At 46.4% G+C, this 12909-nt stretch carries 12 protein-coding genes; 9 read left to right on the forward strand and 3 right to left on the reverse strand.

Annotation, left to right across the window (positions count from 1 at the left end):
• Positions 1 to 76 precede the first annotated feature (76 nt).
• A complete protein-coding gene (locus ACTUJY_RS17755) occupies positions 77 to 1000 on the forward strand; it encodes a hypothetical protein (protein WP_463617469.1) in 924 nt (307 codons plus the stop codon).
• 49 nt (positions 1001 to 1049) lie between these two features.
• Here ACTUJY_RS17755 and radC read toward each other — a convergent pair whose 3' ends face one another.
• Positions 1050 to 1724 (reverse strand): RadC family protein, encoded by a 675-nt coding sequence (gene radC, locus ACTUJY_RS17760; protein WP_463617470.1) that lies wholly within the window; start codon positions 1722 to 1724, stop codon positions 1050 to 1052.
• 276 nt (positions 1725 to 2000) lie between these two features.
• Between radC and coaBC the strand changes: the two genes are divergently transcribed.
• The 3 genes from coaBC to slmA are packed head-to-tail and all read left to right on the forward strand — an operon-like array spanning position 2001 to position 6369.
• Entirely contained in the window at positions 2001 to 3203 is a 1203-nt protein-coding gene (gene coaBC / locus ACTUJY_RS17765) for a bifunctional phosphopantothenoylcysteine decarboxylase/phosphopantothenate--cysteine ligase CoaBC (RefSeq protein WP_463617471.1), read from the forward strand.
• A 22-nt stretch (positions 3204 to 3225) separates the two neighbouring features.
• Positions 3226 to 5760, forward strand: a complete 2535-nt coding sequence (locus ACTUJY_RS17770) for a phosphomannomutase/phosphoglucomutase (protein ID WP_463617472.1) — start codon at positions 3226 to 3228, stop codon at positions 5758 to 5760.
• 24 nt (positions 5761 to 5784) lie between these two features.
• Positions 5785 to 6369, forward strand: coding sequence for a nucleoid occlusion factor SlmA (gene slmA / locus ACTUJY_RS17775; protein WP_463617473.1), 585 nt, complete (start codon positions 5785 to 5787; stop codon positions 6367 to 6369).
• A gap of 61 nt (positions 6370 to 6430) precedes the next feature.
• On the opposite strand, the gene yhbY is transcribed toward slmA, so the two are convergent.
• Complete coding sequence (gene yhbY, locus ACTUJY_RS17780) at positions 6431 to 6727, reverse strand: ribosome assembly RNA-binding protein YhbY (RefSeq protein ID WP_463617474.1); 297 nt, start codon at positions 6725 to 6727, stop codon at positions 6431 to 6433.
• 184 nt (positions 6728 to 6911) lie between these two features.
• On the opposite strand from yhbY, the gene rlmE reads away from it, so the two are divergent.
• The 5 genes from rlmE to ACTUJY_RS17805 all read left to right on the forward strand — a co-directional run bounded on the left by rlmE (position 6912) and on the right by ACTUJY_RS17805 (position 12627).
• Positions 6912 to 7532 carry a 23S rRNA (uridine(2552)-2'-O)-methyltransferase RlmE gene (gene rlmE, locus ACTUJY_RS17785; protein ID WP_463617475.1) on the forward strand — a complete coding sequence of 207 codons (621 nt, stop codon included), beginning with the start codon at positions 6912 to 6914 and terminating at the stop codon, positions 7530 to 7532.
• 120 nt (positions 7533 to 7652) lie between these two features.
• The gene (gene ftsH / locus ACTUJY_RS17790; protein WP_463617503.1) at positions 7653 to 9560 is read left to right on the forward strand and encodes an ATP-dependent zinc metalloprotease FtsH; all 1908 of its coding nucleotides are present in this window, start codon (positions 7653 to 7655) and stop codon (positions 9558 to 9560) included.
• A 100-nt stretch (positions 9561 to 9660) separates the two neighbouring features.
• Entirely contained in the window at positions 9661 to 10485 is an 825-nt protein-coding gene (gene folP / locus ACTUJY_RS17795) for a dihydropteroate synthase (protein WP_463617476.1), read from the forward strand.
• 5 nt (positions 10486 to 10490) lie between these two features.
• On the forward strand, positions 10491 to 11831 hold the full coding sequence (glmM, locus tag ACTUJY_RS17800) for a phosphoglucosamine mutase (protein ID WP_463617477.1): 1341 nt from the start codon (positions 10491 to 10493) through the stop codon (positions 11829 to 11831).
• Between the two features lie 388 nt (positions 11832 to 12219).
• On the forward strand, positions 12220 to 12627 hold the full coding sequence (locus ACTUJY_RS17805) for a CBS domain-containing protein (protein ID WP_463617478.1): 408 nt from the start codon (positions 12220 to 12222) through the stop codon (positions 12625 to 12627).
• A 46-nt stretch (positions 12628 to 12673) separates the two neighbouring features.
• Here ACTUJY_RS17805 and nqrM read toward each other — a convergent pair whose 3' ends face one another.
• A complete protein-coding gene (gene nqrM / locus ACTUJY_RS17810; RefSeq protein WP_463617479.1) occupies positions 12674 to 12901 on the reverse strand; it encodes a (Na+)-NQR maturation NqrM in 228 nt (75 codons plus the stop codon).
• Positions 12902 to 12909: the final 8 nt, after the last annotated feature.

A 12909-nucleotide genomic window follows, 5' to 3' on the forward strand; every position in this document is an offset into this window, starting at 1 on the left:
ATAGTATCCGTTGATGGTTTGTTGTAGCTCCTTTTTAAACTGTATGCTTCGAAATTGGGCTGTCATTGCCCTGTTCATGGCATTAAGTATCAATTTAGTCGCCTCTGAAGTGGATCGAACCAAAGAGCAAGCTCTTCCGGAAGATTCATCCGACGCCGATGACATCAAACAAAAGCTCGCTGCCGGTGTTACTACAGCGGCGCGTTGGCTGGATTCCTTTTTCGACGACCCTGACTTTCCGCGCGAAGACGTCGATGTGCGACTCGACGTTCGTCAGTATTTTGAAAAACTTGAGTCGCAACCGTTCGATTACAAAACGCGAATTGGTGGCCGAGTGCGTTTGCCAAACTTATCTCAACAATTGTCGTTAACGTTTGAGGGAAACGATGAAGACGATGAGCCCACCGCGGAAAACAACATCACAAAATCCATCGATCAGTCGACCGAAAATCCCAACCTCGGGCTGCAATACATTAAACAGTTCCCAAAGAATTTCAGTCAACGTTTCAAAATTGGTTATCGCTTCAGTCGTTCTGCCGTTTATTTTGGAGGGCGCTGGCGAAAAAATTGGTTGTTAGACGAAGATTGGCAACAAAGGTTTTCGCAACGTATTCGTTGGTATCATGATGACGGTTGGGAAAACCTGAGCATTTTTGATACGGAATGGGTGCTAAGGGAAAGACGGTTACTGCAACAACGTTTTCGACTGTTGTGGCAGGAGTATCAGAAAGACACACTGGGTACTCAGTTTACCACGACTACTTCGTTTATTTATCCATTGACGACACAATCGGCCTGGCGACTGAGCTGGAGTTCCGACTATTACACCCGGCCACAACCGCGTTGGGTCAGCTCGCAGCTCACATTGAGTCATCGTCGTCAATTTTGGCGCGAGTGGATGTTTGTTGAATTTAATCCTTATGTGCGTTGGTCGGAATTGTCTCACTGGCGTGATGAGTATGGGTTTTCGTTAATATTCCAGTTTATTGTGGAAGAGTAACTCATCGCTTTTAACAGGAGTTTTTACCGCTTCTTTTTATTGAGCGTCCTCATAGCAGTGCCTGCTCTGCCAGAGACGTGATTTCAAAGTCACCTACAATGATGTGATCCAGAACTCGCACTTCGATCAAACCCAACGCTTGTTTTAAGGTGCGGGTGATGTCTATGTCGGACTGACTGGGTTCACTGACACCTGAGGGGTGATTGTGTGCCAAAATTAACGCAGCCGCGTTATGATAGAGAGCACGTTGTACTACCACACGTGGGTGCACTGTTGCCGAACTGATCGAGCCATAAAACAGGGTTTCAAAAGCGATTACCCGGTGTCGATTATCAAGAAACAGGCAACCAAAATGTTCGTTCGGACAGTCGCGTAACTGCGCGCGTAAATATTGTCGCGTCAGCTGTGGAGAAGTGAGTGCGTCACCACGCTTCAGTTGTTGCTCAAAAAAGCGCCTGGCCATTTCGATCGCAGCTTGCAATTGCACATATTTGGCGGTACCAATGCCTTTGAACCGACGTAATTCGATTTGACTCAGATTTAACAGTGGTCTTAATCCGCCCGTTTGCTGCAGCAATTCGCGTGACAGTTCAATGGCATTTTTTCCTTTTATGCCAGTACGTAAAAATATGGCCAGCAACTCGGCGTCGGAAAGGTAAGTTGCACCCTGTGCTAGAAGTTTTTCTCGGGGACGCTCCTGCGAAGGCCAATTACGGATGGTCAATTGCTCAATCCTTTGTCAATGCATATTGTGGCTTGCAAGCATAATCGTTTTGAGATGCGGTAGCTTGCGAGATCGGCGCATTTGAATGTCGGAAATCATTGATTTCTGAGGTATATTGAGTGATTATGTTAGTGGTTAATCGCTAACTTATTACTTTTCTAACCAATTCATAATCTATAATTCAATCTTACGGTGTCGAGATCCTGTGTATAAATAAAACAAGGCTCAGGCTGTTGGCATTGAGATGAAAAATTAGCGTGTGGAAACAGTCCATTGATGAACAACATTCTGCTGGGGATCAGCGGTGGAATTGCCGCTTATAAAAGTGTTGAACTTTGTCGACGATTAAAAGATGCCGGATACGATGTTCGCGTCGTTATGACTCGCGCAGCGACGGAATTTGTGACTCCCTTAACTTTTCAGGCGGTGTCGGGTTATCCTGTTCATCGAGATACTTTCGATGAAGCTGCTGAGGCAGCCATGGGACACATCGAGTTGGCAAAATGGGCCGATTGCATTCTGATCGCACCGGCCACTGCGGATATTATGGCACGATTAGCTGCGGGTATGGCGAACGATTTGCTTACGACTTTATGTTTGGCGTCATCGGCACACATTGCCTTAGCTCCAGCAATGAACCAACAAATGTGGAAAGCGTCTGCGACTCAAGCTAATCTCGAAATATTGCGAAAACGCGATGTCCAGATCATTGGTCCTGGTAGTGGTGAGCAGGCTTGTGGTGATATCGGCCCAGGTCGTATGTTGGAAGTCGAAGATATCATTGATTTCTTACAAACTCCGGCCACGCAACAATTAGTGGGGCAGCATTGGATGATCACCGCAGGTCCAACTCGAGAACCGATAGACCCGGTGCGTTTTCTGTCGAACAACAGCTCCGGTAAAATGGGGTATGCCATTGCTCGTGCAGCAGCTCGGATGGGTGCGCGAGTGACTCTGATCAGTGGGCCAGTCAATGTTGCCGTGCCGCTTTCAGTCGATTGCATAAAAGTACAAACCGCCGAACACATGTTGGAACAAGTTATGGCGTCTATTGAGGATGTTGACGTTTTTATCGGTTGTGCTGCGGTTGCGGATTATCGCCCGGTTGAACAAGCCAAGCAGAAAATCAAAAAACAAAAAGAGCATATGGAGCTGCAACTGATAAAAAATACTGATATTTTGCAACAGGTAGCAGCACTGAAAAATAGACCTTTGTGTATCGGTTTTGCGGCTGAAACTCAAAAGGTAGAACACTTTGCCAGAGACAAACTTCAGCGTAAAAAACTCGATATGATTTGCGCCAATAATGTTAGCCAATCGGACATAGGGTTCGACGCAGATGAGAATGCTTTGGTTCTTTATTTGAAAAACGGTGAAAGCATCACTTTGGCAAAAAATGATAAAAATAAAATTGCGGAAAATCTGGTTAAGCAAATTGTTAAAGCTTTTTTAACACCCGATAAACACGCTCTAAAATAATCAATCCTGAAAGGGAATCATTGTGAAAAGAAAAGCAAAAGTCGAGCAGAAAAAAGCTCCGAGCAAAAAACCGGCTCATCGTACCGGTGCCCGATCAATTTTCAAGATAGGGTTGCCTTATTTGGTTTTTTCATTATTGGTCATTGGTATTGTCGCAATATTCCAGTATTACTTGGTAGTCGCAGGTCCCAGCGCGCAAAAAAATAAAATTTTTATCGATACAGCATTGCGCTCCTATGTTGACTCGATTCTGGTTAAGCTGGAAACAGCGAAGGATTACATCGAAGAGTTTGCCAAAAATCGCCAATTGGTGACCGCGGTGATTGATCGAGATGAGCAAAGAGTTTCGGAGTTTGAACAACGTATCTCGAGTCAAGTGCCGTATTCGATTGGCGTGAAAATTATTTATCCTGACGTATTACGCCAGTCGGTGGATTCGAATCCTCCGGTGACTAATGCGGTGTTGGATCTGGCTCGAAATGTCGCAAAAAATAAGCCCGTACATCCAGAAGTGATACTGCCAGGGCAACCACAACAGTTTGTTGCTATTCTGGCGCCGATAAAAAGCGGTGATCAAGTTGTTGGAATTGTGTTTTTGGGCCTCGATAGAAAGTTAATTGATGATACTGTAAACCGGATCCATTCAGTGCCAGGCTATGTGGAAGTCTTGCAAAGTTTTTACCAGCAAGAACAAATAGTGGGGCAGGTTGGTGATTCTGCGCTCAAGCAAGGGGCTCCCTTTGCCGTGGGCAAAAGTGAAGGCTCCAACTGGCAGGTAGCGTTTTGGCCGGAGAATTGGGCTGAATTTTCGGGTCAGTCTGAACTGTTATATTTCATTGTCGGTGTTTTGTTGATACTTGGTGCGTCAGCGGGTGTTAATTATTATGGGTTGCAGGTGATCCAACACGAAGTGAAAGTGGATACCGGCGAGTTGGCCAAATTGTTTTTAGATGCGACCTCGCGTTTAAGTGACGCATCTTCCCGTTTTCAAATCGATTATTTTCGTGATTTAATTATTACCCTTGCTCGAAATGATGTCATGGTCGGTTCTGTTGCTGAAGATGCAGCAAAGCCGACGGTTTCAGAACAGGAGGCTGATACCGAAGAGTTGAGAAAAACTCTAACTTCGGCGTTTGCCAGCGACTCCGGCCTGGAAGTCGAAACCATTTCGGAGCAAGCGTCGGTAAAAGTACCTGAAAGCATTTTTCGAGCATACGATATTCGTGGCATTGTCGATAATCAACTCACACCCGATGTTGTTCGTGAAATAGGCAAAGCAATAGGGAGTGAAGCTTTTGATCGGGGTGAGCAGAAAGTGGTAGTTGCTCGCGATGGTCGTTTGTCTGGGCCAACTTTACTCGATGCTTTAAAAGAAGGTTTAAAAGAAAGCGGTCGTGATGTCATCGATATCGGTGAAGTGCCGACGCCGGTGCTTTATTTCGCGACCAATTATTTGGATACCCGCACCGGTGTGATGCTTACCGGCAGTCATAATCCCGCCAACTATAATGGGTTAAAAGTAGTTATTGCTGGAGAAACGTTGTCGCAAGAAGGGATCCAGAAACTCTACAAAAGAATTACCCAAGGTGAGTATGTCAGTGGGCAGGGCTCTGAAGAGTCGCGAAATTTGGTGCCAGATTATTTGGGGCAAATTACCGCTGATGTGGCATTGGCACAACCGCTCAAAGTTGCGGTGGATTGTGGCAATGGCGTTGCAGGAAATATCGCGCCAAAATTGTTGCAAGGATTGGGCTGTGAAGTGATCGGTCTTTATTGTGACGTGGACGGTAATTTTCCGAATCACCATCCGGATCCGAGCAAGCCGGAAAACCTGAAAGATCTCATTGAAATGGTAAAAAGTGAAGGCGCTGATATTGGCCTTGCATTTGATGGCGATGGTGATCGTCTGGGGGTGATTGCTTCCGATGGTAGTATCATTTGGCCGGATCGACAAATGATGCTGTATGCCATAGATGTACTGTCGCGCAACCCCGGTGCCGATATTATTTTCGATGTGAAATGTACCCGACATTTACCGAAAGTGATCGCCTCGCATGGCGGTCGACCCATCATGTGGAAAACGGGTCACTCGCTGGTCAAAGCAAAAATGAAAGAAACCGGAGCGTTGTTGGCCGGAGAGTGCAGTGGTCATATTTTCTTTAAAGAACGTTGGTACGGTTTTGATGATGCGCTGTACACCGCCGCTCGATTACTCGAAGTGTTAGCCGGTGATGTTCGCTCTTCGGCAGAAGTGTTTGCCGCATTACCGAACAGCGAAGCGACACCTGAACTGAATGTGACCATTTCCGATACGCGGAAGTTCGAGTTTGTCTCTAAATTAGCGAAAAACGGTACTTTTCCTAATGGCCGTATTAATACCACTGACGGAGTACGCGTCGACTTTGATGACGGTTGGGGTTTGGTTCGTGCATCTAACACAACACCTTGTTTGGTGATTCGCTTTGAAGCCGATAATGAAACCGGTATGAAGCGCATTCAAAATATTTTCCGGGATCAAATCCTGGCCATCGACAGTTCATTACAAATACCATTTTAATTGCGGGTTTGGGGGAAGAAGAAAATGCCAGCAATCAAGAAGAGCGGTTCACGCCGCCAGGAAATTTTACAATGCCTTGCCCATATGTTGGAAACTGAACTGGGTGCGCGCATCACAACGGCGCGCTTGGCAAAAGAGGTTGGAGTGTCTGAAGCGGCTTTATATCGGCACTTTCCCAGCAAAGCGAAAATGTTTGAAGGGTTGTTGGAGTTTGTTGAAGAAAGTGTTTTTTCGCGCATTTCCATGATTAACAATGAACATAAAGAGCCGGCGCAACGCTGCCAATTAATTACCGGCTTGTTGTTAGGGTTCGCGAGTAAAAATCCGGGGATCTGTCGGTTATTGATGGGCGACGCGCTGATTGGCGAACAGGAGCGTTTGCGAGAGCGAGTGGTGCAGTTTTTTGATCGTATTGAAACCCAATTGAAACAGATCATTCGTGATTCGCGTTTGGAACAACGACGTGATCATCTTGATGCGGCATTGCTTGCCAATGCAATCATGGCGATGGCGGAAGGCAAAATCCAGCAGTTTGTTCGCAGTGGCTTTAAACGCTCTCCGGTAGAAAACTGGGGGCAGCAATGGGATTATTTGGCAGTAAAAATATAATGAAGTGGTATGCAGGAATAACGGTGGTGTTTCAGTTATTCCTGAAGTCACGCAAGAGAGATTACTTTGGTAAGGTGTACTTGGGACCTTCTGGGTTACGCCGATAAAGCGTGACAATATGTCCAACGCGTTGAATATTGGTGGCTCCGGATTTCTGGCACAACATCTCGATCATGGCATCGCGATCGTCACGTTCTTCTGCGCGAACTTTTACCTTAATCAATTCATGCGCCTTCAAGGCTACTGCCAGTTCGTCCAGCAGGTTTTCGGTTACGCCATTAGCACCCACCATAACGACAGGTTTTAACTTGTGCGCCTGTGAGCGTAAATAGCGAATTTGCGAGGTTGTTAATTTCATAAGTGTGCTTCTCCAAAAGACATGCGCTATTCTACCTTATTCAACGGATGATATAATCCTCTTTCTTGGATCGTCATTTTGGCGACCGTGATCAGTTAATTCTTAACTCAGGATAAGATAAGTTGGAGTTTTGTTAACCATTCGGTGTTTATCTTGAGTTGGGATTATTTCAGTAAGAGCAATTATGGCACGCAGTAAAAGCAGTAAAGGTTGGTTAAGAGAGCACTTTGACGATCCCTTCGTTAAAAAAGCCCAGTTCGAAGGGCGCCGCTCGCGTGCTTTATTTAAGCTCGATGAACTGGATCAAAAAGATCGTTTGTTTCAAAAAGGGGCTACCGTTGTCGATTTGGGGGCAGCCCCTGGCGGCTGGTCGGAACTGGCCGTGGAAAAAGTCGGTGATAAGGGAAAAGTTTTTGCACTCGATATTTTGCCGATGGACGCGATTGCCGGCGTGACCTTTATCCAGGGCGACTTTAGAGAAGAGTCAGTACTTACTCAGCTTCTGGATGCGATAGGCGGGCAAAAAGCAGACCTTGTTTTATCCGATATGGCCCCCAATATAAGCGGCATGAGTGCTGTCGACCAGCCTAGAGCCATATATCTTGTGGAACTGGCTCTCGACTTGGCGCGCCAGGTTTTACGCAAAGGCGGTGTCTTTTTGGTTAAAATCTTTCAGGGTGAGGGCTTCGACCAGTATTTGGCTGAGGTCCGTAGCGCCTTTTCCAGCGTTAAAATTAGGAAACCTGAGGCTTCTCGTGCGCGATCACGAGAAGTTTACATTCTGGCAAAAGGTTTTAAGGGATAGTGTCAATTGGCCTAATCTATCACACAATAGCAAAGTGTTACGATTGATGGTTTGACAGCTCCAGCCAGTAAGTAATAATGCCTTTATAACCCGTAACAAGAGGTCGTTAGTTTGAACGATATGGCAAAAAATCTGTTGCTTTGGGCAGTGATCGCTGTGGTGCTGATCACGGTATTCAATAACTTTGGACCGACTCAAAGCTACAGTCAGGAATATACCTACAATCAGTTATTGGCTGATTTAGAACGCGGCAAAATTGAGTCTGCGAAAATGGGTATTGAAAGTATTAAAGTTAATGTGCGTAATGAAGGTCCAAGAGAGGCAATTATTCCGCCTGGAGCGCACGAACGTTTGGTAGAAAAGCTGGAAGCGAGTAATGTTACCGTTACGGGCGAAAAGCGCGACGATGGTGGTTCATTCTGGAGCATTATCTTATACCTTCTACCCACAGCGCTGATAATCGGTTTCTGGATCTTTATGCTCCGTCAAATGCAAGGCGGAGGCGGCAAAGGCGCAATGTCTTTTGGTAAAAGTAAAGCACGCCTTATGGGCGAAGACCAAATCAAAACCACTTTTGCTGATGTCGCCGGTGTAGAAGAAGCCAAAGAAGAAGTAGAAGAGCTCGTTGACTTTTTACGCGATCCTGGCAAGTTTCAGCGGCTGGGCGGTAAAATTCCTCGTGGTGTGTTGATGGTTGGCCCTCCCGGAACTGGTAAGACCTTGCTTGCAAAAGCGATAGCGGGTGAAGCTAAAGTCCCCTTCTTTACTATTTCGGGTTCCGATTTTGTCGAGATGTTTGTCGGTGTGGGCGCATCACGTGTGCGTGACATGTTCGATCAAGCGAAAAAACATGCACCTTGTATTATCTTCATTGATGAGATTGACGCTGTCGGTCGACATCGAGGTGCGGGTTTAGGTGGCGGACACGACGAGCGTGAACAAACGTTGAATCAATTGTTGGTCGAAATGGACGGCTTTGAAGGTGGTGAAGGCGTCATCGTGATAGCCGCGACCAACCGTCCGGATGTTCTGGACCCGGCTTTATTACGTCCTGGTCGTTTCGATCGCCAAGTAGTGGTTGGATTACCAGATATTCGAGGCCGCGAACAGATTTTGAAGGTGCACATGCGTAAAGTGCCTTTAGGTGATGATGTGGAACCCGCGGTTATCGCGCGTGGTACGCCAGGCTTTTCGGGCGCTGATTTGGCTAACCTGGTGAATGAAGCCGCTCTCTTTGCTGCTCGCTCTAATCGCCGAACTGTGTCGATGGAAGAGTTTGATAAAGCCAAAGACAAGATCATGATGGGAGCTGAGCGTAAGTCGATGGTGATGAGCGAAGAGGAAAAACGCAACACCGCCTATCATGAAGCTGGACATGCCATTGTTGGGCGGTTGGTTCCGAAACACGATCCGGTGTACAAAGTCAGTATTATACCGCGGGGTCGTGCTTTAGGGGTCACCATGTACTTACCGGTAGAAGACAAGTACAGCCAGAGTAAAGAGCAGTTGGAAAGCATGTTGAGTTCGCTTTATGGCGGCCGAATTGCCGAAGAAATCATTAATGGAGCGGAAGGTGTTACGACTGGAGCTTCCAACGATATTCAGCGAGCGACCGAAATCGCGCGCAATATGGTAACGCATTACGGTTTATCGTCTTTGGGACCTATGAATTTCTCGGAAGATGAGGGTGAAGTTTTCCTGGGACGTTCGGTTACTCAGCATAAAAACGTGTCTGATGAAACAGCGAGTGCGATTGATCGAGAAATCAAAACCATCATTGACCGCAACTACGATAGAGCGCAAAAAATTCTCAATGAAAATTTGGATAAATTGCATGCGATGGCTGACGCATTGATGAAATACGAAACCATTGATGCTAAGCAGATCGACGATATCATGGAAGGGCGTGAGCCTCGACCGCCAGAGGGCTGGAATGATAAAGGCCCTTCGGACAATCCACCTTCGGGTACAGCTCCTTCGGGGGATGTCACATCACGTCCGATTGGTGGCCCAGCTAACGAACACTAAGTTGGTTGAACACTTCCAAAGGCGCTACTCGGCGCCTTTTTCTTTTTTGGGATTATCTGCGATAATCCCGCCCCTGTTGATTTGAAAGTGCCGAAATCAGATGCATCCACTTTATCAATCGAGCCGACCTCAGGTAATGGGGATTCTTAATGTGACCCCTGACTCTTTTTCAGACGGTGGTCTTTATCACTCTCAAGAAGCCGCGACTCGACAAGCTGCAGCTATGATTGATGCCGGTGTTGATATTATCGATGTTGGAGGTGAGTCAACTCGGCCTGGTGCTGCAGAAGTTTCGGTTGAGCAAGAGTTGCAACGAGTGATTCCTGTGCTGGAAGCTATTGTTCCTCTTGGAAAGCCAGTATCTATCGATACCAGTAAACCAGAAGTGATGCGTGCCGCAGTCGCTGTTGGTGCGAAAATGATTAATGATGTTTGTGCGTTGCAAGTTGAAGGTGCGATGCAAGCTGCCGCCGAACTAGCCGTACCTGTGTGCTTGATGCATATGCAAGGCTCACCAAGAACCATGCAGAGCAATCCGCACTATCAGCAAGTTGTTGAAGAGGTGATTGCCTTTCTGGTAGAACGAGTCGAGCACTGTGTTAGTGCTGGTTTAAGTCGCGAGTTAATTGCTATTGATCCTGGTTTCGGTTTTGGTAAGTCGCTGACGCATAATTTAGAGCTATTGCAACATTTAGATCGCTTTCAACAAATGAACTTACCCATTTTAGTGGGGCTGTCGCGCAAATCGATGCTTGGACAGCTTACCGGTAAGCAGCCGCATCAACGTGTGAGCGCCAGTGTTGCCGCGGCATTAATTGCGATAAGCAAAGGCGCGAGCATCGTGCGTGTTCATGACGTTGCTGAAACAGTGGATGCAATGAAAGTGGTATTAGCAGTGAATAATTTGGAGTTTAACGAAGGGTAATCTCAATGACAGAGCGCAAATATTTTGGTACCGATGGTGTGCGAGGCACAGTAGGACAATACCCCATTACGCCTGACTTCGCGTTAAAGCTGGGCTGGGCTGTTGGAAAAGTATTAGGCAAAGGAAATGGAAGCAAAGTGTTGATCGGCAAAGACACGCGAATTTCCGGCTACATGTTTGAATCCGCGCTGGAGGCTGGGTTAATCGCTGCGGGCGTTGATGTATTACAACTTGGACCGATGCCAACACCAGGAATCGCTTATCTTACACGTACTTTTCGGGCGGACGCTGGTATTGTGATCTCAGCCTCTCACAACGCCTACCACGACAATGGGATTAAATTTTTCTCACAAGATGGCTTTAAATTGCCCGACTCTGTTGAGCTGGAAATTGAGCGCATGTTGGATCAACCCATGGAAACGGTCAGCTCCGAAGATCTAGGCAAAGCGCGCCGTGTTGAAGATGCTCGTGGTCGTTACATTGAGTTTTGTAAGAGCACCATTCCTTCCTCTTTTGACTTCAGTAATCTGAAAGTTGTTTTGGATTGTGCGCATGGTGCGACTTACCATATCGCACCGGAAGTATTCAGTGAGCTGGGTGCGCAAGTGATCACCATCGGTGTTAAACCTAATGGTCTAAACATTAACGAACAGTGTGGCGCAACCAATACCACCAAATTAGCGGAAACGGTATTATCTGAAGGAGCGGATCTGGGTATTGCATTCGATGGTGATGGCGATCGAGTGATGATGGTTGATCATCGTGGCGAGCAGGTTGATGGTGATCAGCTGCTGTTTATTATTGCGCGCGATGCAAAAAAGCGTGGCACTTTAGAAGGTGGTGTGGTCGGTACTTTAATGACCAACCTGGGAATGGAAAAAGCGTTGGATAAACACAGCATTCCATTTTTGCGGGCCAAAGTTGGCGATCGCTATGTGATGGAGCTGCTTAAAGAACATAACTGGCAGTATGGCGGTGAATCATCAGGACACGTGATTTGCTTAAACGCGACCACGACTGGCGATGGCGTGATATCAGCTCTACAGGTGTTGTCGGTCATGGCGAAATTGGGATTATCACTGCACGAATTGAAGTCGGGCATGAGCAAATACCCTCAAACCATGATTAATGTCCGGCTGCCTTCGAAAGAAAGTAAGCCAATGACATCACAAGCTGTTCAGGATGCAGTTAAAACGATGGAAGAAAAGTTGGCAGACAAAGGCAGAGTATTATTGCGGGCTTCCGGAACAGAGCCGTTGATCCGCGTGATGGTAGAAGGTGAAGATGCGTCGCTGGTAAAAGAATGCGCGCAAGCGATTGCCGCTGAAGTCGAAGCCAACTGTTAATTGACCGGCTTACTGATGGAGTGAGAAACGAGGTTCGGGGTGCTGCGGCATCCTGAGCTAAGATAGCTAGTATCGGGTGATCGTCCGAAATATTTCGTTTACAGTATGAAAAAGCGTTTTATCATTTTCTCGCAACTCGCAACTCGCAACTCGCAACTCGCAACTCGCAACTCGCAACTCGCAACTCGCAACTCGCAACTCGCAACTCGCAACTTAATTTTTCCTGCTCTGCAACATAAAAAATCCCTGTTTTTTCTAGTGGAATTCCACTTCTTGTGATTTACTTAAATGAAAGGGACTTCATTAATATTCCCTTGGTTGTGTCACGCATATCTTTCGAACAAAAAGAAAACAAAAGCTCCTTAGGGGACTTTTGGGAGGAAGTGAAATGCTCAAATCCGTCACCACTCGCGATTATATGACTTCAGCATCCATTACATTGAAACCGGAGCAAGATGTATTGGAAGCGGTAGAAACTTTATTAGAATACAAACTATCGGGCGCACCCGTGGTGGATGAGCACCGCGAAGTGATAGGCTTTTTATCGGAAAAGGATTGCTTACATGTGGTGCTAAGTGCCGTTTACAACGGCGATTTAGGCGATCGTGTGCAAGATCGCATGACTCAAGAAGTGATTGCTGCACACCCAGATGACAGTATCGCCGATGTTGCTGAACGCTTTTTAAAGTGCTCGTGTCGTTGTTTTCCTGTGATTGAAAAAAATGTACTGGTAGGCATGATTTCACGTGCTAATGTATTGCAAGCGATGGAAAAAATCGGTGTGAACTGGGATTAGGACTCGTTTTGCCCGTTGACTATAAAGTTATCAATGGGCAAACGTTTTATTGTTCAAGGATTTGAATTTCACTTTGGTTTTTTCGAGCTTCAGCGCGCATTTTTTCTTTGCGTTTTTCGCAGGGTTCTTCACAATCGCACACTTTTTTTATACCAATGGTCGATAATCCACCGCAGCTACCGGTGATCGTTTTGCGCTGAAAGATATACCCTACCGCCATAATAAGGATTACGGATATCATGGCACCAAAAGTAATTAAAAATACATTGAGCATTTTTCAAT

The sequence above is a fragment of the Pleionea sp. WD8-19 genome (assembly GCF_055326765.1).